This window comes from Mesorhizobium sp. ANAO-SY3R2, from assembly GCF_042466635.1.
Classification (GTDB): Bacteria; Pseudomonadota; Alphaproteobacteria; order Rhizobiales; family Rhizobiaceae; genus Aminobacter.
The window spans coordinates 20,755-42,728 of sequence record NZ_CP159952.1; the positions used below are offsets into that span (position 1 = coordinate 20,755).

Annotated in this window: 18 protein-coding genes; 13 read left to right on the plus strand and 5 right to left on the minus strand. The window is 62.3% G+C overall.

The annotated features are described in order from the left end of the window. The first annotated feature begins 74 nt into the window (after positions 1-74). From ABSY17_RS00495 to ABSY17_RS00535, 9 genes are all read left to right on the plus strand, one after another. Positions 75-1,049, plus strand: a complete 975-nt coding sequence (locus ABSY17_RS00495; RefSeq protein ID WP_378941021.1) for an ABC transporter permease — start codon at positions 75-77, stop codon at positions 1,047-1,049. After that, positions 1,046-1,936: an ABC transporter permease gene (locus ABSY17_RS00500; protein ID WP_378941023.1), complete on the plus strand. Its 891-nt coding sequence runs from the start codon at positions 1,046-1,048 to the stop codon at positions 1,934-1,936. The genes ABSY17_RS00495 and ABSY17_RS00500 overlap by 4 nt, the downstream gene beginning before the upstream one ends. Next, positions 1,933-3,615 (plus strand): dipeptide ABC transporter ATP-binding protein, encoded by a 1,683-nt coding sequence (locus ABSY17_RS00505; RefSeq protein ID WP_378941025.1) that lies wholly within the window; start codon positions 1,933-1,935, stop codon positions 3,613-3,615. Before ABSY17_RS00500 ends, ABSY17_RS00505 begins: the two co-directional genes overlap by 4 nt. 877 nt (positions 3,616-4,492) lie before the next feature. Further along, positions 4,493-5,461: an ABC transporter permease gene (locus ABSY17_RS00510; protein ID WP_378941027.1), complete on the plus strand. Its 969-nt coding sequence runs from the start codon at positions 4,493-4,495 to the stop codon at positions 5,459-5,461. 16 nt (positions 5,462-5,477) lie between these two features. Next, the gene (locus tag ABSY17_RS00515; protein ID WP_378941029.1) at positions 5,478-6,428 is read left to right on the plus strand and encodes an ABC transporter permease; all 951 of its coding nucleotides are present in this window, start codon (positions 5,478-5,480) and stop codon (positions 6,426-6,428) included. A gap of 6 nt (positions 6,429-6,434) precedes the next feature. After that, positions 6,435-7,628, plus strand: coding sequence for an amidohydrolase family protein (locus tag ABSY17_RS00520; protein ID WP_378941031.1), 1,194 nt, complete (start codon positions 6,435-6,437; stop codon positions 7,626-7,628). Further along, a complete protein-coding gene (locus ABSY17_RS00525) occupies positions 7,625-9,121 on the plus strand; it encodes an amidohydrolase family protein (protein ID WP_378941033.1) in 1,497 nt (498 codons plus the stop codon). Before ABSY17_RS00520 ends, ABSY17_RS00525 begins: the two co-directional genes overlap by 4 nt. Continuing rightward, complete coding sequence (locus ABSY17_RS00530; protein WP_378941035.1) at positions 9,114-10,097, plus strand: ABC transporter ATP-binding protein; 984 nt, start codon at positions 9,114-9,116, stop codon at positions 10,095-10,097. Before ABSY17_RS00525 ends, ABSY17_RS00530 begins: the two co-directional genes overlap by 8 nt. Further along, positions 10,094-11,074: an ABC transporter ATP-binding protein gene (locus ABSY17_RS00535; RefSeq protein WP_378941037.1), complete on the plus strand. Its 981-nt coding sequence runs from the start codon at positions 10,094-10,096 to the stop codon at positions 11,072-11,074. Before ABSY17_RS00530 ends, ABSY17_RS00535 begins: the two co-directional genes overlap by 4 nt. 17 nt (positions 11,075-11,091) lie before the next feature. Here ABSY17_RS00535 and ABSY17_RS00540 read toward each other — a convergent pair whose 3' ends face one another. Then, entirely contained in the window at positions 11,092-11,769 is a 678-nt protein-coding gene (locus ABSY17_RS00540) for a GntR family transcriptional regulator (RefSeq protein WP_378941039.1), read from the minus strand. Positions 11,770-11,904: 135 nt separating this feature from the next. Between ABSY17_RS00540 and ABSY17_RS00545 the strand changes: the two genes are divergently transcribed. Together ABSY17_RS00545 and ABSY17_RS00550 are read left to right on the plus strand one after the other, a co-directional pair. Further along, positions 11,905-12,540, plus strand: coding sequence for a flavin reductase family protein (locus ABSY17_RS00545; protein WP_378941041.1), 636 nt, complete (start codon positions 11,905-11,907; stop codon positions 12,538-12,540). 11 nt (positions 12,541-12,551) lie between these two features. Then, positions 12,552-13,301, plus strand: coding sequence for an aspartate/glutamate racemase family protein (locus ABSY17_RS00550; protein ID WP_378941043.1), 750 nt, complete (start codon positions 12,552-12,554; stop codon positions 13,299-13,301). 110 nt (positions 13,302-13,411) lie between these two features. Here the strand turns inward: ABSY17_RS00550 and ABSY17_RS00555 are convergent, their stop codons facing one another. Next, positions 13,412-14,887: an amidohydrolase family protein gene (locus ABSY17_RS00555; protein ID WP_378941045.1), complete on the minus strand. Its 1,476-nt coding sequence runs from the start codon at positions 14,885-14,887 to the stop codon at positions 13,412-13,414. Between the two features lie 190 nt (positions 14,888-15,077). On the opposite strand from ABSY17_RS00555, the gene ABSY17_RS00560 reads away from it, so the two are divergent. Next, positions 15,078-16,646 carry an ABC transporter substrate-binding protein gene (locus ABSY17_RS00560; RefSeq protein ID WP_378941047.1) on the plus strand — a complete coding sequence of 523 codons (1,569 nt, stop codon included), beginning with the start codon at positions 15,078-15,080 and terminating at the stop codon, positions 16,644-16,646. A 119-nt stretch (positions 16,647-16,765) separates the two neighbouring features. Then, positions 16,766-18,244 (plus strand): amidohydrolase family protein, encoded by a 1,479-nt coding sequence (locus tag ABSY17_RS00565; RefSeq protein WP_378941049.1) that lies wholly within the window; start codon positions 16,766-16,768, stop codon positions 18,242-18,244. Between the two features lie 20 nt (positions 18,245-18,264). Here ABSY17_RS00565 and ABSY17_RS00570 read toward each other — a convergent pair whose 3' ends face one another. Genes ABSY17_RS00570 through ABSY17_RS00580 form a run of 3 tightly spaced genes read right to left on the minus strand, consistent with a single transcriptional unit; the run spans position 18,265 to position 21,951 of the window. After that, on the minus strand, positions 18,265-19,707 hold the full coding sequence (locus ABSY17_RS00570; RefSeq protein ID WP_378941051.1) for an amidohydrolase family protein: 1,443 nt from the start codon (positions 19,705-19,707) through the stop codon (positions 18,265-18,267). Next, positions 19,700-20,791, minus strand: a complete 1,092-nt coding sequence (locus tag ABSY17_RS00575; RefSeq protein ID WP_378941053.1) for an amino acid ABC transporter permease — start codon at positions 20,789-20,791, stop codon at positions 19,700-19,702. The genes ABSY17_RS00570 and ABSY17_RS00575 overlap by 8 nt, the downstream gene beginning before the upstream one ends. Before the next feature lie 2 nt (positions 20,792-20,793). Further along, a complete protein-coding gene (locus ABSY17_RS00580; RefSeq protein ID WP_378941055.1) occupies positions 20,794-21,951 on the minus strand; it encodes an amino acid ABC transporter permease in 1,158 nt (385 codons plus the stop codon). Between the last annotated feature and the right edge of the window lie 23 nt (positions 21,952-21,974).

Here is a 21,974-nt window from a genome sequence, read left to right on the forward strand (position 1 = left end):
GAATCAGGACACGGGGGCAGGCTGCACAATTTACCAGGCAGCCGGCTGCCGGGATGCGAGTGGGGACAGGACTGATGATTGCATTTATCGTGCGGCGAATCTGGCAGGCGATGCTCGTCATGCTGGTGATGTCGATGCTGGTATTTATGGGCGTCTTCGTGATCGGCAATCCCGTGGACGTGCTGATATCTCCCGACGCGACGCAGGAAATCCGCCAGCGGGTGATCGAGCAATACGGCCTCGATCTTCCCGTGTGGCAGCAATATCTGCAATTCATGAACAGCCTGCTTCATGGGGATCTGGGCCGTTCCTTCGTCTACAACATGTCGGTTTCCGAGCTCATCGCATCCCGCCTTCCAGCGACGATGGAACTGGCCGTGATTGCCATCCTGCTGGCGAGCGTCGTTGGGATACCTCTCGGCGTATACGCCGGATACAAGCCCGACAGCTGGCTTTCCAAGGCGATCATGGCCCTGTCCATCCTGGGCTTCTCGGTGCCGACCTTCTGGATCGGCCTGATGCTGATCATGGTGTTCGCTGTGCAGTTCGGCATCATGCCGGCGGGAGGGCGCGGTGATACCATCACGCTGTTCGGCGTGCCATGGAGTTTCCTGACCCCCAACGGCCTGCATCACCTGGCCCTGCCGGCCCTCAACCTGTCGCTGTTCAAAATGTCGATGATGATCCGGCTGTCGGCCTCCGGCACGCGTGAAGTCATGCTCACCGACACCATCAAGTTCGCCCGTGCCGCCGGCATCGATGAGCACACCATCTTGCGCAAGCACGTCCTGCGCCTGATCTCCATTCCGCTGGTGACCGTCTTTGGGCTGGAGCTGGGTTCGACCATCGCCTTCGCCGTCGTGACGGAGACGATCTACTCATGGCCCGGACTCGGCAAGCTGATCATCGACAGCATCACTTCGCTCGATCGCCCGGTCATGGTCGCCTATCTCATGCTGGTGTCGCTCTTGTTCATCACAATCAATCTCGCCGTAGATCTCGCTTATGCCGTGCTTGATCCGCGCCTGAGGCAGGGAGGCGGCAAATGACAGCGACATCGGTGACACCGCGTTCGTCCAACGGGTTCTGGGCCGAATTTTTCCGGCATCCGGTCCCGGTGGCGGCCGCCATTGCAGTTGTTGCAATCATCCTGCTTGCCGTTTTTGCGCCCCTCATCGCGCCACAGGACCCCTACGACCTTTCAAGCCTTGTACTGCGCGACGCCCGCAAGGCGCCGGGTTACATCGGGCAAGGCGGGTACATCCATATCCTTGGTACAGACAGCCAAGGCCGGGACCTGTTTTCCGCCATTCTCTACGGGCTCAGAATTTCCCTGCAAATGGGACTTCTGGCCGGCGCCATCGCATTCACGATCGGAGCCCTCGTAGGATCGACAGCGGCCTATGTTGGCGGACGCTTCGAAGCACTGGTCATGCGGCTGGTCGATCTGCAGCTGTCATTCCCGGCTATTCTCCTCGCTTTCGTCGTCGCCGCCCTTCTCGGGCAGGGAAAGAGCCAGCTGATTGTTGCGCTGGTTTTCTCGCAATACGCCTATTTCGTCCGCACTGCGCATGGTGCTGCGGCAGCCGAACGGCACAAGGACTATGTCGAAGCAGCACTTTCGGTGCCGATGAGCGGCTGGTTCGTCGTGACCCGCCACATCCTGCCCAACGCCCTGCCCCCATTGATTGTCGTCGCGACCGTACAGGTGGCCAGTGCGATCTCGCTTGAAGCCACCCTGTCGTTCCTTGGTGTCGGTCTGCCCCCTACGGAACCTTCGTTGGGCATGCTGATTTCGACCGGCTTCCAGTATCTTCTGTCGGGTCGTTACTGGATCTCGATCTATCCCGGTGTCGCTCTGATCGTCCTCATCCTGGCGATCAACATTGTCGGCGATCAGGTGCGCGACCAGCTCAATCCAAGGCTGAAGAAATGACGGCTCTCCTTCTCGAAGTCACCGATCTTCACACCCACTTCGAAGCACGCGCCGGCACGGTGAAATCCGTCGATGGCATTTCGTTCCACCTCGAGCGCGGCGAGATCCTCGGCCTCGTCGGTGAATCGGGTTCCGGAAAATCGATCACGGGCTTTTCGCTTATCGGCCTGATCGACAAGCCGGGGCGCATTGTTCAGGGGTCGATCAAGCTGGAAGGCCGCGAACTCGTCGGCCTCAGCGAAGTTGAACTGCGCAAGGTCCGCGGCCGGGAAATCTCGATGGTCTTTCAGGACCCGATGATGACGCTCAACCCGGTGCTGACGGTGCTCGACCAGATGACCATGGCGCTGAGAGCACACGAGAGCCTGTCCGACGCGGAGGCACGAATCCGCTGTATCGAAGCGCTGCGGCAGGTGCGTATCGTCGACCCCGAGCAGAAGGTGGACTTCTATCCGCATCAGTTTTCCGGCGGCATGCGCCAGCGCGTGGCGATTGCCATTGCCCTGCTGCACAAGCCGAAAGTGGTCATTGCCGACGAGCCGACTACCGCGCTCGATGTCTCGGTGCAGGCCGAGATCCTCGTCGAGGTCAAGGCACTGGTCGCCGAGCTGGGCATCTCGATGATCTGGATCAGCCATGATCTGGCCACGGTGGCATCGATTTCGAAACGCATTGCGGTGATGAAATCCGGAAAGATCGTGGAAACCGGTCCGGCGGCCGAGGTGCTGCGCGCGCCCTCCCATCCCTACACCCAGCTGTTGCTGGATGCATTGCCGTCGCGCGCCAAGCCGGGCCAGTTGCTGGGCGCACAAGCAGGCGAAAACGAGGTTTTCCAGGCGAATGACGTCACAGTTGCATCGGAGCCATACCCGGAATTCGTAACAGTGAAGGGGGCAGTCAAGCGCTTCGAATGGAAGAACGGCTTTTGGGGCCGCATTGGCGAAAGGTTTGGCCTCGTCAAACAGAGAAAAGCGGTGCTGGCGGTCAATGACGTCAGCCTGTCGATTGCCAGAGGCGAAGCCCTGGGGCTGGTCGGAGAATCGGGATCCGGAAAATCCACGCTGGGGCGCATGGTCTGCGGCATCTATCGTCCGTCCGAAGGCGAGATCAGGCTCGCCGGTGCCCCGGTCATGCTGGACAGCCAGCAGGGACGGAAGCTGACGACCAAGGTGCAGATGATCTTTCAGGACCCTTTCGCGTCGCTCGATCCGCGCCGTACGATCGGGCAATCGATCGCCGAAGGCCCGATCGCCCACGGTCTTACGACTCGAGCCGGCGCACGCAGCTATGTTGCAAGGTGGCTCGAGGCGGTCAGTCTGGATCCCGCGGTCGCCGACCGTTATCCGCACCAGTTCTCTGGCGGACAACGTCAGCGTGTTGCGATTGCACGCGCGCTTGCCATGCGCCCCGAGGTGATCGTCTGTGACGAACCGGTGGCTTCCTTGGACGTCTCGATTCAGGCGCAGATCTTGAACCTGTTGCTCACGTTGCGCAAAGAGCTTGGCCTCACGCTGCTTTTCATCAGTCACGACCTCTCGGTCGTGCGCCATCTATGTGACCGCGTTGCCGTGATGTATCGCGGCAGGATCGTGGAAGAAGGCACGGCGGAGGACATTTTCAACGCGCCGCAGGATGCCTACACAAAGATGCTCCTCGAAGCCATTCCAAGGCTGGCTTGACGCCTTCTTTGCTATGACAACATCGTTCATGTAGGCGCCTGGCCGTACAGGCGCCTACATGGCGGGCGCCGCATTGACAGTTCGACAGCGGTCTCGTCGGCCCGACGGGGAATGACCAACCGGCTTCCCGCGGCACGTTATGCGCTCTGCAAGCGTTCTCGCTTTCCAGCCGAAATCATCAGCCACGCCGTATGGCTGCATTTTCGCGTTCTCTTGGGCCTGCCCCACGTCGAGGACATTCGGGCAGAGGCCCGCGCGGGATACATCCAGCGCCTCGCAGTCATGCCACCGGCCAGACTGACCGGTGGCACGCGATGACGGCAAACCTCATGTCAATTCCCTGGCTAAGATGGGCTGCGGGGCGATGGCAGCGTTCAGGCTGCCACGCCGGCGACCGATTTCCGCTTGGTCATCGCCCGGGGCGATGCGGATGGGCGGCCATGGCGGCCGCTTGCGGAATAGTCGCGCAATCGATCTCAAATTGTCGACAAAGTAGTTGACAATCTAGGCCGGCTTTTTGAATATGGAAGCAAGGCAGGTGCGATACGGCATTGCGGCGAATGTCCATAGAGGTGGGCATCGACGCAGACAATGGCCGCCAGCGCTGGGATGCTCGTCGCTTGGCAGCCAGCTTGGCTGGACGTCTGCGCGCGCCGGCTCGGCCTGGGAATAATGACCTTCGAAACGAAGGCGCCACCTCAGGAGGGAGGATAGGGGATGTTCAAGGCCATTGCCATTGCGGCAAACGCCATTATTGGCACTCGTTGCCTGCGGCTGTGCAGCAAGGCCCGGATGCCGCTGCCTTGAGCCTGTTCGCGCAACAGCCTGCTTGCACCCGAAACAGCTTCGGCTCCCCGCTCAACTGACGAGGCTTCATATGCTGGTCTTCACCATCAGCCGCATCGCCAACGCTATCATGGTCATGCTTGCGGTCGCCATGCTCGCATTCCTGATCTTCCGTCTCGCGGGCGATCCGGTCGAGCTCATCTCCAACGAACAGATGACACAGGCAGACCGAGACAATCTGCGCGAACGACTGGGCCTCAACGACGGCATCGGAACGCAGTTCGTACGTTTTGTCGGCAATGCGGCGCGAGGCGACTTCGGCATTTCCTATCGCAACGGTCAGGACGTGCTGACGCTGATTGGCGAACGATTTCCGGCGACGTTGGAGCTTGTCCTGGTGGCCACGTTGATCTCACTCGTGGTCGGAATACCATTGGGCGTGTTCACCGCGATCAAGCGCGGTCGATGGTATACCGAGTCGCTACAGTTCTTGTCGATCGTCGGCGTTTCCCTTCCCAGCTTCGTCGTCGGCATCCTGCTTATCCTGGTCTTCTCCGTCATCCTGGGCTGGGCTCCGGCCTTCGGTCGAGGGGATGTCGTCCAGATCGGCTGGTGGTCGACCGGCCTGCTGACCCCGTCCGGGCGCGCCGCGATCGTGCTGCCCGCTATCGCGCTTTCACTCTACCAGATTACGCTGATCATGCGTCTGGTTCGGGCGGAAATGCTGGAGGTGCTGCGTTCCGATTATGTGAAGTTCGCGCGCGCCAGGGGAATCCCGCGCTGGCGGATCTATTTCCGGCATGCGCTCAGGAATTGCCTGATGCCGGTCGTGACCATGACAGCCATGAACGTCGGTTCGCTGATTGCCTTTGCGCTGATCACTGAGACCGTCTTCCAGTGGCCGGGCATGGGCATGCTCTTCATCCAGGCGGTCACCTTCCTCGACATCCCGGTGATGGCGGCCTATCTCTGCATCATCTCCTTCATTTTTGTCGCGCTGAACACGCTGGTCGACATCACCTATGCGGTGATCGATCCGCGCCTGCGCGCCACGCACTGACCGTGGAGGCAGTTCGATGACGACCGACGCTTCGAAACCAGGCGCCGCGCCGCGCCACACCATGATGCAGCGCATTCGCAACAGCGATGTCTGGTGGTCCTTCACCAACAGCAAATCCGCGATGGTCGCCGCTGCGATCTTTGCCGTGCTTGTCGCAGCGGCGGTGTTCGCGCCGCTGGTGGCCCCGCAGAACCCTTATGATGCCGCACAGCTCGACATGTGGAAGGCAGAGCTTCCGCCGGTCTGGCAAGAGGGCGGCGAATGGCCCTACCTGATCGGCACCGACACGCAGGGCCGCGACATGCTTTCGGCAATCCTCTACGGCACGCGCATCTCGATCGTGATCGGCCTTGCCTCGGTCGCCCTGTCGCTTCTGATCGGCATGACGGCCGGACTGGTCGCCGGTTTCTTTGGCGGTTTCGTCGACAACATCCTGATGCGCATCGGCGACATCACCCTGTCGATCCCAACCATTCTGATTGCGATCCTGGTGTCGACAGTGGTCCGACAGCTGCTTCCGGCCGACCTGCGCGAGATTGGAGCCTCCGCGGTGCTGGTGCTGGCCATTTCGCTGTCATCATGGGTGCAATATGCGCGCACGGTGCGCGCGCAGACGATCGTCGAGCGCAACAAGGAGTATGTCCAGGCGGCGAGGCTGCTGAAGGTGCCCTCCCGCCGCATCCTGGCGCTTCACATCCTGCCCAACACGCTGACGCCGGTGCTGGTCGCTGCCACGCTGAACTTCGGCATGGCGATCCTGACCGAGGCAACCCTGTCGTTTCTTGGCATCGGCATGCCTCCGGGACAGCCGTCGTTGGGAACGCTGATCCGCGTCGGCAACCAGTTTCTCTTCTCCGGCTCCTGGTGGATCGTGCTTTTCCCCGTGATCCAGCTCTGCTTGCTCGTCGTCGTTGTCAATGTGCTGGGCGACTGGCTGCGCGACGTGCTCAATCCGAAACTGAGGTAGGCATGCATGACTAATCTGTTGCTCCGCAACGTTCGGCCTCATGGGGGTGCGAACTGCGACCTGCTGATCCGTGATGGACGGATTGCCGGCGCTGGTCATTTCGAAGCGGACCCCGGAATGGCGGTCGAGGACGGCGGTGGCGCCATCGCCATTCCCGGACTCATCGATGCGCATACCCACCTCGACAAGACGACCTGGGGCATGCCCTGGCACGAGAACAACCGTCGTGCGGTGCTGCGCGAGCGTATCGACTTCGAGCGCGAAAACCGGATCGCCATCGGCATCGATCCGCATCGCCAGTCGATGCGCCACGCGATCGGTCTCGCCGCCCATGGCGCGACCCACATTCGCAGCCACGTCGACATCGACCCGATTCACCGCCTCGCTATCGTCGAGGGCGTGATGGAGACACGCGAGAAGCTCAAGGGCATCATCGATATCGAGATCGTCGCCTTCCCGCAGTCCGGCGTCATGGTAATGCCCGGCACGCTTGAACTGCTAGACGAGGCACTCAGCCAGGGCTGCGAGGTGCTCGGCGGCATAGACCCCTGCGGCATCGACCGCGACCCCAAGGGCCAGCTGGATGCCATCTTTAAACTGGCGGTGAAGCACCAATGCCCGATCGACATTCACCTGCATGAGGCGGGCGATCTCGGCGCCTTCACCATGGAGCTGATGTTCGAGCGCATCCGCGCCAATGGCATGCAGGGCAAGGTCGCCATCAGCCACGCCTTCGCACTTGGCATGAACGACTATTTGCGGGTCGGCCACCTCATTGAACAGATCGCCGAATTGGACGTGGCGATCCTCACGACGGGCGCGCCGTCGGCAACCGTGCCGTCGATCATGCGCCTGAAGCAGGCCGGCGTCCGTGTCGGCGCAGGTTGCGACGGCATTCGCGATACCTGGGGACCGTGGGGCCAGCCCGACATGCTCGATCGCGCCAAGATCGTCGGCATGAAGAACGGCCTTCGTTCCGACATCGAGCTGGAGCATCTGCTCCACATCATCTCGCAAGGCGGCGCCGATGTCATGCGCATCGATGGCTACGGCCTGGCGGAAGGCTGCAAGGCGGATCTGACGTTGCTTGCCGGCGAGACGCTCGCCCATGCTGTCGTCGACGTCGCGCCGCGTCCGCTGGTCATCAAGGGTGGCCGCGTCACCGCGCGCGCCGGCCAGGCAGTGGTGGACATGCCATGACGCGACAGATTCTCGATACACTCGAACTCGGCGAGCGCCCGGAAGGGCGGACGCTAATCTCGGCCGCCTGGGTGCTCGGCCATCGCGATGGCGGGCACCGGCTCATCCCCAATGGCGAGATTGTCATCGACGGCGGCGAAGTGGTTTTTGTCGGGACCGATTTCCCCGGCGAGGTCGCCCGCCGGATCGACTTTGGCAACGCGCTCGTCAGCCCTGGCTTCATCGATCTCGACGCTTTGTCGGATCTCGATACGACGATCCTCGGCATCGATCACCATCCCGGCTGGGCAAAGGGCCGGGTGTGGCCGCGCCACTATGTCGAGGCCGGACCCTACGAGATGTACTCGCAGGAGGAACTCGCGTTCCAAAAGCGTTTCGCCTTTGGCCAGCTGCTTCTGAACGGCATCACCACGGCCGCGCCCATCGCATCGCTGTTCTACCGCGAGTGGGGCGAGACAGTCGCCGAGTTCGATGCGGCTGCCGATGCCGCGGGCGAACTAGGTCTCCGCGTCTATCTCAGCCCGGCCTATCGCGCCGGCGGCATGGTGCTCGATGCGCCCGGCCAGATGTCGCCGGTATTCGACGAGGAACGCGGTCTGCAAGGTCTGCGCGATGCCGTCGACTATATCGGTCGGCAGTCGGGCCGCCATGGCGACCTCGTGCGCGGACTGCTGGTGCCTGACCGTGTCGAGACCTGCACGGAAGAGCTTTTGCGCCAGACCCAGGCTGCCGCCGGCGAACTAGGATGCAAGATCCGCCTGCATATGGCGCAGGGCGCGATGGAGGTCGACACCATCCGCAAATTGCATGGTTCGACCGCTCCGGTCTGGCTGGGTCGCGCCGGCTTGCTCAACGATCGGCTGATCGCGCCGCATGCAACGAACGCCACCGAGGAAGACCTCAAGCTCTACGCCGCCAACGGCGTGTCGATCGTCCATTGCCCCCTTGTGTCGGCTCGCGGAGGCAGCACGCTGAACTCATTCTCCAAGTGCCGCGAGCGCGGCATCAACATTGCGATGGGAACGGACACCACGCCCGCCGACATGCTGATGAACCTGCTCGTTGGCCTGATCACTTGCCGCATCAACGATCGCGCCCCAGATCGTGTCCGGTGCGCTGACCTGTTCGATGCGGCAACGCTCGGCGGCGCCAGGGCGCTCGGCCGCGACGACCTCGGCCGGCTTGCCCCGGGCGCGCGCGCCGACATCGCGGTGTTCGGTCTTGACGATACCGTCATGGCCCCCTCCATCGACCCGATCACAACGCTGGTGACGGGTGGCTCGGGCAAGGTCACCCAAGCCGTCTTCGTCGACGGGCGTCTGTCCATGCGCTTCGGCGAGGTCGCCGGCATAGACATGAAGGCAGCACGGCAGCGCGCGCAACGGCAGTTCGACGGGCTCATTGCGAAATATCCTGAACGCAGCTGGGGCAATCCGCCGGTGTCGGAGATCTTTCCGCCAAGCTACCCGATCGAGGGCAATGCCAATGGCTGAAACTGAGAAAGCCGTGCTTGAGGTCCGCAACCTCAAGGTTGAATTTCCAGGTCGTCGCGGGGTCGCGACGGCGCTTTCCGATGTGAGCCTGTCGATACGTCCTGGCGAGATCCTTGGTGTCGTCGGCGAGTCGGGCGCGGGCAAGTCGATGACCGGGCTCGCGATCCAGGGGCTGCTCGAAAGGCCTGGTCGTATCGCCGACGGCGAGATCTGGCTCACCGATCGCCGGATCGATACGTTGGACGACCGTGAGATGGAGAAGATCCGCGGACGCGAAATAGGCGCGATATTCCAGGATCCACTGACCTCGCTCAATCCCCTCTTCACGGTCGGGGCGCAGCTGACCGAGACCATCCGGCAGCACCTCGGTATGGGCAAGGCCGAGGCGAAGTCCCGCGCAATTTCGCTGCTGAAGGACGTCGGCATTCCGTCGCCCGAGGAGCGCTTCGACCAGTACCCACACCAGTTCTCCGGCGGCATGCGTCAACGCGTGGTCATCGCGCTGGCGCTTGCGGCGTCGCCGAAACTGATCATCGCCGACGAGCCGACCACCGCCCTCGACGTTTCGATCCAGGCGCAGATCACCTCGCTTCTGCGCCGGCTGTGCAAGGAGAAGCAGACAGCGGTGATGCTGGTGACGCATGACATGGGAGTCATCGCCGAGACTGCCGACCGCATCGCCGTGATGTATGCCGGTCGCCTCGTCGAGATCGGGCCGGTCGATCAAGTCCTGCATGCGCCCAAGCACCCCTACACGCGCGGCCTGATGGCCTCGATTCCTGCTCTGGGAGCCCGTGTCGAGCGGCTCAACCAGATCGATGGATCGATGCCGCGGCTCGACGCCATCCCGACCGGCTGCGCCTTCAACCCACGCTGCCGGGAGGCCGGGCCGCGTTGCGTGCGCGAGCGCCCTAGCCTGCTGCCAGCGGGCGACGGGGCAAGCGCATGCTGGATGAATGCAGGAGGAACCGCATGACTGCCGCGTCCGCACAAAAAAAGCCGGCGCTCAGCGTCGACCGGCTTGTCAAGACATTCGACGTATCCGCGCCATGGCTCAATCGTGTGGTCGAGCGCAAGCCGCGGCAGTTTCTCCAGGCCGTCAACGACATCAGCTTCAACGTGCCGATGGGCGGCTGCCTCAGCCTCGTCGGCGAAAGCGGTTGCGGCAAATCCACTGTCGCCCGGCTGGTGACAGGGCTCTACCGGCCGAACGGCGGCGAGATACGTTTTGCGCCGGGCCAGGACGGCAAGCCGCTATCGGCTCAGATGATCTTCCAGGATCCATATGCATCGCTCAATCCACGCTGGCGGGTGAAGAACATCATTGCCGAGCCGATACGCGAGCTGAAGCTGAGGAGCTCTGCGACCGAGGTCAACGAGCGCGTCGTCGAACTGCTGAAAATCGTCGGTTTGTCAGCCTCGGATGGCGAAAAGTTCCCGCATGAATTCTCGGGCGGACAGCGGCAGCGCATCTCGATCGCACGCGCTTTGGCGGGCGAGCCAGAGTTCCTGGTCTGCGACGAACCAACCTCGGCGCTGGACGTGTCGGTCCAGGCTCAGGTGCTCAACCTGATGCGGCGCCTGCAGGACGAGTTGGGACTGACCTACCTGTTCATCAGCCACGACATGAGCGTGGTTCGGCACATGTCCGACCGCATAGCGGTGATGTATCTCGGGCGTATCGTCGAGGAAGGCGAGACGGAAGAGCTGTTCGCACAACCGCGCCATCCCTATACCCAGCTGCTGCTGCAAACGATCCCGAATATCGAGAACCCCAACAGGGATCGCGACGTTGCCGGCGGCGAGGTGCCAAGTCCGCTCAGGCCGCCGTCGGGCTGCCCGTTCCATCCGCGGTGCCCCACTGCCACGGCGATCTGCTCGGCCGAGCTTCCCGAAGTGCGCGCGCTGGCCAACGGAACACGCGTGGCCTGCCATCTGGTGCGAGACGAATGATGTTGCCGCGGGCCGGACTACGCCAGCGCGGCCCGCAAGTCGTGGGATATGTCGCGCACTTCCCTCAAGTCGAGTTCCGTTTCCACGTGCTCGAGATGATGTTCCATCAGCGCCTCCGCCTTCTTGAAGTTGCCCTTGGCAATCTCCTCGACGATTTCATCGTGCTCGTCCGGTCCACAGTTGAAACGAGCGGTGTTGCGATAGACGGCTGTAATGAGGGAGGTGCGCGAGATCAGGTCGCGCATCATTCCAAACAGGAAATCGGAGCCAGAAATCTCGGCGAGCAGAAGATGGAAACCGCCCGACAGCTTGATGATATCAGTGGTTACGTCTTTGGCACTGGCGGTCCGCTCCTGGGCGACATGGCTGCGCAGGCGCGCGACATCGGCCTTCGAGATCGAGGTTCCGATACGTGCGACGACGCAGGCTTCAACGGAACGGCGAACGGCGAATACGTCCCTGGCCTCGTCGACCGACGGCTGGCAAACGAAAGCACCGCGGTTCGGGATGATTGTCACCAGGCCTTCGCGCTCGAGCGCAGTCAGAGCCTGGCGGATGCGCGCGCGGCTGACGTCGAAAATTGCGGCCAGTTGGCCCTCTTTGAGCTGGACGCCAGGACGCAGCCTGCGCTCGGCAATCGAAAGCCATACTTTTTCGACAATCTGCTGCGTCGAAACGCTTGCTTGTTCGGTCATGAAACTACGCCCCCACCAAGGCCGACATTCGCCATAGATAACAAAAAGTCAACATTGGCACAGAATACCTGAATCGCGTTTTGCTGACAATTACGTATCAGATTGTGTACCAATGAAGCGGAACTGAGAGGACGAATGGAGTTCGATTTTACGAGGCTGGAGATGGACAGCCGCTATCGCCTGCTTACCAATTTCATTGGGCCGCGGCCGATCGCGCTTGTCACAACCCGCTCGGCCAGCGGGCAGAATAATGCCGCGCCGATGAGCTTCTTCAATGTCTTTTCGCACGAGCCACCCATTGTAGTGCTCGGCATCCAGCCGCGCCTGTCGGGCGAGGACAAGGATACCGTCGTCAACATCAGGCGAACAGGCGAGTTCGTCGTGAACATGGTCGACATGGCCCTGTCGCAACAAATGCTCGTCTGCGGCTTGGGGTTCGACAGCGATGTCGATGAACTCGAGATGGCCGGGCTGCCGACAGCCCGTGGCGCCCAGATCGATGTCGATTTTGTCGCCAATGCGCCCTGCTCGTTCGAATGCCGTGTGGAGCGGCTGATCGAGTACCCGCGTCGCGTCCTCGTGCTGGGCGAAGTGGTTCATATGCATGTCCGCCGCGACTGCCTCGACGAGGAGGGGCGCTACGTGAACTCCGAGACCTATCAGCCGATCGCTCGGCTTCATGCGGACAACTACATCACTTCCGACCGCCAGTTCGTGCTCAAGGCACCGGCGATCGCGGATGTGCTCAAGACAACCAAAAGCGGCGACTAGGATTTACCAACGTGCATATTCGCCTGATCAATCCAAATTCCACAGCATCCATGACCAACCAGGCGCTGGAGAGCGCGCTGCGCGTGGCGAGCGCTGGAACGCACGTGACTGCAGTGAACCCCACCGAGACGCCCGTCAGCATCGAGGGCAGCCTCGATGAGGCGCTAGCGGTGCCGGACATGCTGTCGGAGATCCGCAAGGGCGAGGAACAGGGCGTCGATGCCTATGTGATTGCCTGCTTCGACGACCCCGGCCTGCATGCCGCCCGCGAGGTGGCAAGGGGACCGGTAATCGGTATTTGCCAGGCAGCCGTTCAGGTCGCCATGACGATCAGTCGCCGCTTTTCGGTCGTCACCACGCTGCCGCGTTCGGTGCCCATCATCGAAGACATCGTCCAGGCTTACGGCGCCGGGCATCACTGCCGTGCGGTACATGCCATCGATTTGCCTGTCCTTGGCCTGGAGGAGGACCCCGAAACGGCGGAGCGCTTGCTGATCGACGTGATCGAGCGCTCGAAGGTCGAGGATCGCGCAGAAACCATCATTCTGGGCTGTGCAGGAATGTCGAGCCTATGCGAGCGCTTGGCCAAGGCAACCGGCGTTCCTGTGATCGATGGGGTGACAGCTGCGCTGAAAATCGCCGAGGCTCTCGTTGGCGCCGGCTACTCCACATCGAAGGTCAACGCCTATAACTATCCGCGCCAAAAACAAGCGGCCAGCGCCGGCGGCCTTGCGCCACAGCGCCTTGCAATGAACGGCTAAGAGCTTTCGGCCCATCTAGAATGGGCCGGCCTTCCCTGCTCCAGTATCGGCCAAAAAAAAGTCCGCCGAAGGCAAGCCTTGGGCGGACCGAATTGTTTGAAGTCAAAGGTTCAGACTGCCGGAGGCGCAGGCGGCACCACTGGCTCTTCGAACGTCCGGCTGAGCTGTCCCCATCCGGGGCTGTGCATGTGCGCCTGCAGGCCCGCCCGTTCGACCAAAGCCTGGGCTTCGCGCTCGCCAAAATCGAGCGCCTGCTCGACGTCGGTCGTCAGCACCTTGCCGCCCTCCATCAGGATCTTGCCGTCGACTATGACGGTCTCGACGTCGCTGCCGAGAACCTGCTGAACCAGGCGGTGGACCACCATCCAGTTCGGCGTCAGGTGTGGCTGGCGCATGTTGATGATGGCAATATCCGCCTTCTTGCCAATCTCAAGCGATCCGATCTCGTGGTCCATGCCGAGCGCCCTGGCGGCCTCGATGGTGATCATCTCGAACACCTTGCCCGGCGGCAGCAGGTAGCGGTCGTGGTTGTGCAGCAAATGCTGCGTGAACTGGGTCAGGCGGGCCATCTGCAACATATCGAAGTGGCGGCTGGGGGAAACGCCGTCCGAGGTGATCGCCACCGGCACGCCCTTGGAGATCATGTTCAGGATGGGCGTCGCACGGCCGGGCGGTGCGTGGGTAACGTAGGTTCCAGTCTCGGCGAGGATGTCGATCTCCTCGTGCGAGATGCCCCAGCAATGCTGGAGATGGACGTCTGGCCCGAGAATCGCATTCTCCTTGTCCTGAAAGGCCATGCGGATCTGGCCGGCGAAGGCGTCGGAATGGATGCGCACGCCCCATTTGCGCGCGGTCTCTCGCACGCGACGCGCCTGCATGCGGTCGTCGGCAGTCAGCTTGACCGCCTGGTCGGGCGTTGACGCGTTCGACGGGTCAAGCGACGGCACGATCGTGAACGGCGTGAGGAACACGTTTATGCGCCCATCGGCGCTGCCGTTGATTGCCTGAATGGTCGCTTCGGCGCCCTCGATCATCTCCTCGAACGAAACACTGTGCCGTACCGGGCTTCCGGTCTCCCAGCGTGTCACCGGATGCGGCCACGGCAAGCCGGCCGGGCCGACGCAGACGACCTCCCGCAATCCGATCTCGCCATAGGCCTTGGCGTGGTTGATGGCGAAGACCGGGTCGTCGCTTCTGGGCATGGACGAGATGATGCTGACGCCGGTGGTAACGCCAGCACGCAGGCGCTCAAGGCCGGACACCAGCCCGTCTGCATACCAGTAGTCACGGGTGGTGTAGTGGTAGTAGGTCGGCGTAACGATGCGCATCCACATGGAATTGGTATCCGAGGCGATGCTGCGGATGAGCACGTGTCCGGCGTGACCGTGCGCGTCGATGAGCCCGGGAATGATGAGCTTGCCGCGGCAATCCAGAACCTTCTTGTCTTGATGCCTCGCCTGGAGATCGCTACTGGCGCCAATGTCGACAATCCTGTCGCCGGAAATGGCGATTGCCCCGTCCTCAAGGATGCGCCTGTCGGGGTCTACAGTGACAATGGTTGCGTGGAGCAGTAGCAAGTCGTTCAAGCGATTCCCTCCCATTGTGCCGGCCCGCACCGCAAATGCGGCCTCCGACCAGCCGGCGGACACCAATGGGCCGCACACAGCCTTCGATCAGTTTGCTACCGATGTCGGCAATTCGCGTCAACAATATTGTTGACAATATTTCCATTCATTACGATGCTGCAGTTCTGGAAGCGTGATCCTGGGAGGTAATATGTCTCGCTTGAAGAAACTCATTCTCGGTGCAGTGGCTGCAGTCGCGATTGCCGGACCAGTCAGCGCGGAAACGCTGCGCTGGGGTAGCCGCGCCGACATCTACTCGCTCGATCCGGACTCGGTTCCGTCGACATCGAACCTCGCCTTTCTCAACCACATCTATGAGGGGCTGGTTCGCTACGATGCAAACTTCCAGATCGAGCCCGCGCTCGCGACCGAATGGAAGCTGGTCGATAACAAGCACTGGCGCTTCACCCTGCGCAAGGGTGTCAAATTCCACGACGGCAGCGACTTCACCGCCGACGACGTGATTGCCTCGCTGACGCGCGTGACCGACCCGACCTCGCCGCTGCGCGGCAACATCCCGCTCTATGTCAGCAGCAAGAAGGTCGACGACTACACGGTCGATGTCGAAGTTTCGGCGCCGACGTCACTCTTCCTGAACGACATGACCAACATCTTCATGTTCAACGCGAAATGGCTGAAGGACAACAACACCGAAAAGCCGACCGATTTCGCGTCCAAGGTCGAGGGCTACGCCACTCACAACACCAACGGCACCGGCCCCTTCAAGCTCGAAAGCCGGCAGCCGGACAGCAAGACCGTTCTGGTCGTCAACGACGGCTGGTGGGATGAAAAGAAGCACAATCTCGACCGCATCGAATACCTGCCGATCTCGTCGCCGGCAACGCGCGTGGCGGCACTACTGTCCGGCGAGGTCGACCTGATCGATTCCGCGCCGATCCAGGACCTTCCCCGCCTCGAATCCTCGCAGGACATCACAGTCAACAAGCGCACTGAACTGCGCACGGTCTTCGTGGCGTTCAACCGCAAGGAAAAGCTTGAGGACGGACGTCCCAACCCGTTCAACGACCTGCGCGTTCGACAGGCCGTGGAAGCCGCCATCGACCGCGACCTGATCAATGCCAAGGTCATGCGCGGCTTGGCACGCCCCTCAGGCTCGGTGATCGCTCCGGAAATCGCCGGATACTCGAAGGCGCTCGACACCTACAGCCCGGCCGATCCCAAGCGTGCGCAGCAGCTGCTGGCCGACGCTGGCCACAAGGACCTGCCGTTCACCTATACCTGCATGAACGACGAGAGCATCAACGAAGAAGACTTCTGCGTCGGCATCGCCAACATGCTGAAGCGCGCAGGCTTCCAGCCGAATATCGACATCGCGCCACGCGCCGTGCAGACCCCCAAGCGCACCAACGGCAAGGCTGACATGTTCAACCTGAGCTGGGCCAACGAGCCGACGCTCGACGCCTATTCGCTGCTCGCTCAGGTGCTCTCCACCAAGACCGGCAAGGTCGGCGTTTCGAACTATGGCGGATGGTCGTATCCGGAATTGGACAAGCTGGTCGAGCAGGCTGTGCAGGAACCAGACAACGCCAAGCGGCTCCAGCTTGAAGAAGCGGCGCTGAAGCTGGCCAAGGACGAAGTGCTGCTCATCCCGCTCCATCAGCAGCCGATTGCCTGGGCCATGCTGGGCAAGGTGAAGAGCGTCGACTTCCGCGCCGACAACAAGCCTCGCCACTGGCACACCCAGATGGCCGGCAAGTAGGCGCGGCCGCCTGATCCTCAACTCGAAGGGCGTTTCAGGTGAAACGCCCTTTCTTTTTTTGACCTCGCTATCGCGCCCTGCGCGTGACTGAGCAAGCATGCACAACGGAATGAACTGTCATGACACGCCCGACCGATCTCACCCTTGGAAAGCGGCCCGCGGGCCGCACGCTGATGACGGCCGACTGGCTGCTGGCATACTGCGGGAACGGCCACTGCCTGGTGCCCCGCGGCGAACTGGTGATGGAGGATGGCAAAGTCATCTTCGCCGGTCTTCGCTTTGACGGTGAGGTCGCCCGTCGGATCGATTTCGGCAGCGCGCTGATCAGTCCCGGGCTGATCGACCTCGACGCGCTCTCGGATATCGATACCTACGTCCTTGTCACCGACAACCAGCCCGGCTGGTCCAAGGGCCGGATCTGGCCGCGCTCCTATGTCGAGCGCGGTCCATACGAGATGTACACGCCGGAGGAGCTGGCTTTCCAGAAACGCTTCGCCTTCGGCCTTTTGCTGCTCAACGGCATCACAACGGCCGCGCCGATTGCCTCGCTTTACTATCGCGAGTGGGGCGAGACCGTCGCCGAGTTCGACGCGGCAGCCGATGCGGCCGGCGACCTTGGCCTGCGCGTCTTTCTCAGCCCTGCCTACCGCTCGGGTGGCATGGTGCTGGAAGCGCCCGGCAAGATGGTCCCGATGTTCGATGAGGAGAAGGGCATCGCCGGACTTGCGGATGCCATCGGTTTCATTGAACGCCAGCACGGTCGCCATGGCGGCCTGGTCAACGGCATGCTTGCACCCGACCGGGTCGAGACCTGCACGCTCGGCCTCTTGCAACGGACGATGGACGCCGCGCGCGACCTCGATTGCCGGGTGCGTATGCACATGGCCCAAGGCAAGCTCGAGCTTGAAACCATGCACCAGCTACACGGCGCATCCGGACCGCAATGGATGGCCGATCATGGCTTGCTCAGCGAGCGCCTGGTCGCGCCTCATGCCACCCATGCCTCGGAAACCGACCTGAAGCTCTACGCCGAGCACCAGGTCTCAATCGCCCATTCGCCACTGGTGTCGGCGCGCATGGGCGGCACGTTGAATTCGTTCGCGGCATGCCGCAAGCTGGGCATCAATATCGGCATGGCGACCGATACCGCCCCGCCTGACATGCTGATGAACCTCTTGATGGGGCTCGTTGCCTGCCGCATCAGCGAGAAGGCTTCGGATGCCGTGTTGAGCAAGGACCTCTACGACGCTGCCACGCTTGGCGGGGCCAAGGCGCTCGGCCGGAGCGATATCGGGCGTCTGGCACCCGGCGCCAAGGCGGACATCGCCGTGTTCCGCCTCGACGACCCCTATATGACACCGACCATCGATCCCATCACCACGCTGGTGCTGGGCGGATCGGGCAAGGTTGCACAGGCCGTTTTCGTGGACGGGCGACTGTCGATGATGGACGGCCAACTGGCCGGTTTCGACATCCGCGCAGCCCGCGAGCGCGTGCAACGCCAGTTCGAAGGCCTCATCGCCAAATATCCTGATAGAAGCTGGCAGCATCCGCCGGTGTCGGAGATCTTCTCGCCGAGCTACCCCATCCTGACCTGATAGCCGGCGCGGATCGGCGTTTACCTTCCAAACGCGGGCAGCGACATCGGCGCCAGTTCGGCGATGTTGCGCCCCTTCGGATCGTGCAAGCCTGCGCGGGCGCAGGCCCAGTCCTGCAGCGCCTGCATTTCCCTGACGGCCCCGTCATAGTCGAGTTGCGTCGGCTTGCCCCGATCGACCGTCAGCCGCCCGTCGACATAGACGCGTTCGACCGCGCGCTCGGCTGCGCAGTGGAGCAGGCTGCGCAGCGGGTCATAAACCGGCCGCATCGATGGTGCGTTCAGGTCGATGACCAGCATGTCGGCCTTGGCGCCGACGCTCAGCCTGCCGATGTCGGTCCGGCCAAGTGCCCGCGCACCGGCTAGCGTTGCGGCGTCGAAGATATCGCCCGTGGTGATGTCGAAAACGCTTTTTCCGCCGAGCCGCGAGCAGACCAGCGCCTGGCGCATCTCCTCCAGCATGTTGAACGGGTAGCTGTCGGTGCCGATGGCAACGTTGACGCCGCTGCGGCGGTAAGCGCCAAGCGTTTCGAGGGCCATGCCGCTGCGGGCGAATGTGACGGGGCAATGGGCAACTGTCGTTGACCGTGCGGCCAGAATCTGGAGGTCGTTTCTAGTCCGCTGCCGGGTCCAGGAATGATGGTCGGCAAAGATGCAGTGACCGAGGATGACGTCGCTGCCGAGCACACCGAGCTGGTCGAGATACTGTACAGCGGTCAGTCCGGTGCGGCGCAGCAACTCTTCATGCTCCGCCATGGTCTGGGCCGCGTGGATGGTTATCGGCATGCCGCGCTTGCGCGCCTCATGGGCAGCATCGACCAAAAGGTCCGGCCGGCAGGTTTCGACCTGCGACGGCGCGATGACGCCGTCCAGCCGCCCGCTCGGATGCGCCCTCGCCCAATCGGCGAAGTCCAGCGCCCGAGCGAAGGCGTCTCGGCCGGCCTTGTCGTCCCATTCGAAATCGAGCCGATGACTATCATGCACCACCCAGTCGGCCTGGCGGAAACCGGGCGCAAGATAGCCGCGCACGCCGCTTTGGGCCGCAATGTCGAGCCAGACGTCATGGGCGCCGGCGATGTCGAGCACGGTTGTTGCGCCTGAGCGCATAAGGTCGCCCAGCATCACCGTCAGGCAGGCTGCGCGAGCGTCTTCGCCCCCGTCGATGACGCCGGAGTACTCATACATCGCCTGGCCCCACAGAGCGGCAGTGCCGACGTCTTCGAAGATGCCCTTGGCCAGGGGCTCGTCATGCGAATGGCAGTGGATGTCGATCAGTCCGGGCATGACCATCCGCGCCTTGCCAGACAGCTCGGTTGTCGCCTGACCTTCGAAGTGCTGACCGACACAGAGCAGTCCGGTTTCGTCGAACGCCACGTCGCCGCCGTGACGGTAGACATGCCGGTCGCAGACAGCATCATAGGCAACGATGGTTTCGACGTCGCGAATGACCGTGGTTTCAGTCATGACCTACCCTGAATCGTTTCTCGAGAAAGCGGCTATAGGCGCCCATGAGCGCACTGAAGACGAAGTAGACCACGGCCGCGAATACGTAGCCTTCGAGCACGGCGATACCTTGCCAGTTTGGGTCGCGCAGGGCCGTGCGGACGGTGTTCAGAAAATCTAGCAGGCCCACGATGGTGACCAGCGTCGTATCCTGGAAAAAGCCGATGAACAGCGAAACGAGCGGCGGGATCACCGTCTTGAGCGCCTGCGGGATGGTCACAAGGAGGGTGTATTGCCAGTAGTGAAGGCCCAGTGCCTGCGCGGCCTCCGCCTGGCCACGCGGCAGGGCCTGGAGCCCAGCCCGCACAATTTCGGCGATGTAGGCTGCGGCAAACAGGATGATGGCGACTTGTGCTCTCAGCAATTTGTCGATCGTCACACCGTCCGGCATGAACAGGGGCAACATGACGGACGCCATGAACAGGATGCTGATTAAAGGAACGCCACGCACCAGCTCGATGAAGGTGATGGCCAGAATGCGGATGGCCGGCAGGTTTGAAAGGCGTGCGAGAGCGAGCAGAATTCCAAGCGGCAGCGCGCAGACCAGCCCCACGAAGGTCAGCATGAACGACAGCGGCAGACCGCCCCATTGCGACGTCGGCACTGGCGTGAGCCCGAACACACCGCCGGCCATCAACACGAACAGGACAGGCAGCAACGCCACCCAGGCGAAGAGCAGCGGCTTTCCCCACAGCCTAGGAATGCCGGAAACGGCCATGGCTGCGATGAACAACAGGGTCGCCGATAGCGGCCGCCACTGCTCGTCGAAGGGATAGATGCCGAACAGCATGTAGCGCATCTTTGCGGCAAGGTACGGCCAGCAGGCCCCGGAGCTTGCCTTGCAGTCTTCCGGCGTGCCGTCGAACACCGCATCAAGCAGAAGCCAGCTCACCGCCACCTTGGCGACGAGTGCCAGCACGGCGAGGCAGACCAGCGTCACCAGCGTGTTGCCCGGCGTGCCGAAATACGTCTTCGCCAATGAACTGCGCCGAGCAGGCGGGCGCATCATGCCCCGGTCAGCCAATGTTGCGGTGCGATCGCTCATGACTACCGCCCCTTCAGCGCGACATGCGCGTTGTACCAGTTCATCAGCAGCGACGTCGCAAGGGATAGAAAAAGGTAGACCAGCATGAACAGCGCGATCGGCTCGATGGCCTGTCCGGTCTGGTTCATGATGTTGTTGGAGATCATCACCAGATCTGGGTAGCCGATGGCGATGGCCAGCGAACTGTTCTTGAACGTCGTCACATAGACGTTGGTCAGCGGCGGCACGATGATCCGCAGTGCCTGGGGCAGGATCACAAGTCGCATGGTCAAGCTGTCCGCCAGTCCCAGCGCATGGGCGGCTTCGCGCTGCCCTTTGCCGATGGCCAAGATGCCGCTGCGGACGATCTCGGCCACGGTCGCGGAAGCGCCGAGGGTCAGCCCCAGCAGCAAGGCGACAAACTCCGGCTTGAGATGCGCGCCGCCCGTCAGCCGGAAGCGCCCGAGCTCCGGCCAATCAAGCTGGGCGCTGATGTTGAACAGCATTGCCGCGACAACGACCGGAGCAACAAGCAGCACAAGTGCAATCGGCCAGACCGGCGCTGCATTGCCTGTCGCGATGCGCCTTCGCTTTACCGTTGCCTGCCAGGCAAAGGCGGCGGCCAGCCCCGCTCCGACGGCAACGGCGAGCACCCAAAAGCCCGAGTTCCAGACCACTGCCGGTACAACCAGCCCGCTGTTCGACACGTAGACGCCCGGCAGGAGCGCGATCGCCTGTTTGACCGGTGGCAGCGTGAAGATGATCGCCGCATACCAAAGGAACAGGTAGAGTAGCAGCGGCACATTGCGCAGCGCTTCGACATAAACCAGCATGAGCCGCGAAAGCAGCGGGTTGCTCGACAGCCTCGCAATGCCGACAAGCGTGCCGATGATCGTCCCCAGCATGATCGCCAGCAGCGACACTTTCACCGTATTGAGCAGACCGACCAGCACGGCCCGGCCATAGCTGTGGGATGGCTCATAGGCGATCGGCGTTTCGCTGATAATGAAACCAGCCTCGCGGCCCAGATAATCGAACCCGGTGGCAATGTCCTGCTGGGCGAGATTGCCCAGCGCGTTTTGAAGCAGATACCAGCCACAGATGGCGACGGCCACGACACATACGACCTGGTATGCCAGTTCGCGGGCGCGCCGGTCTCTTAGAAGGATTATGGGCGACAAGCCGGCTGTCCTCACGGAGGTCT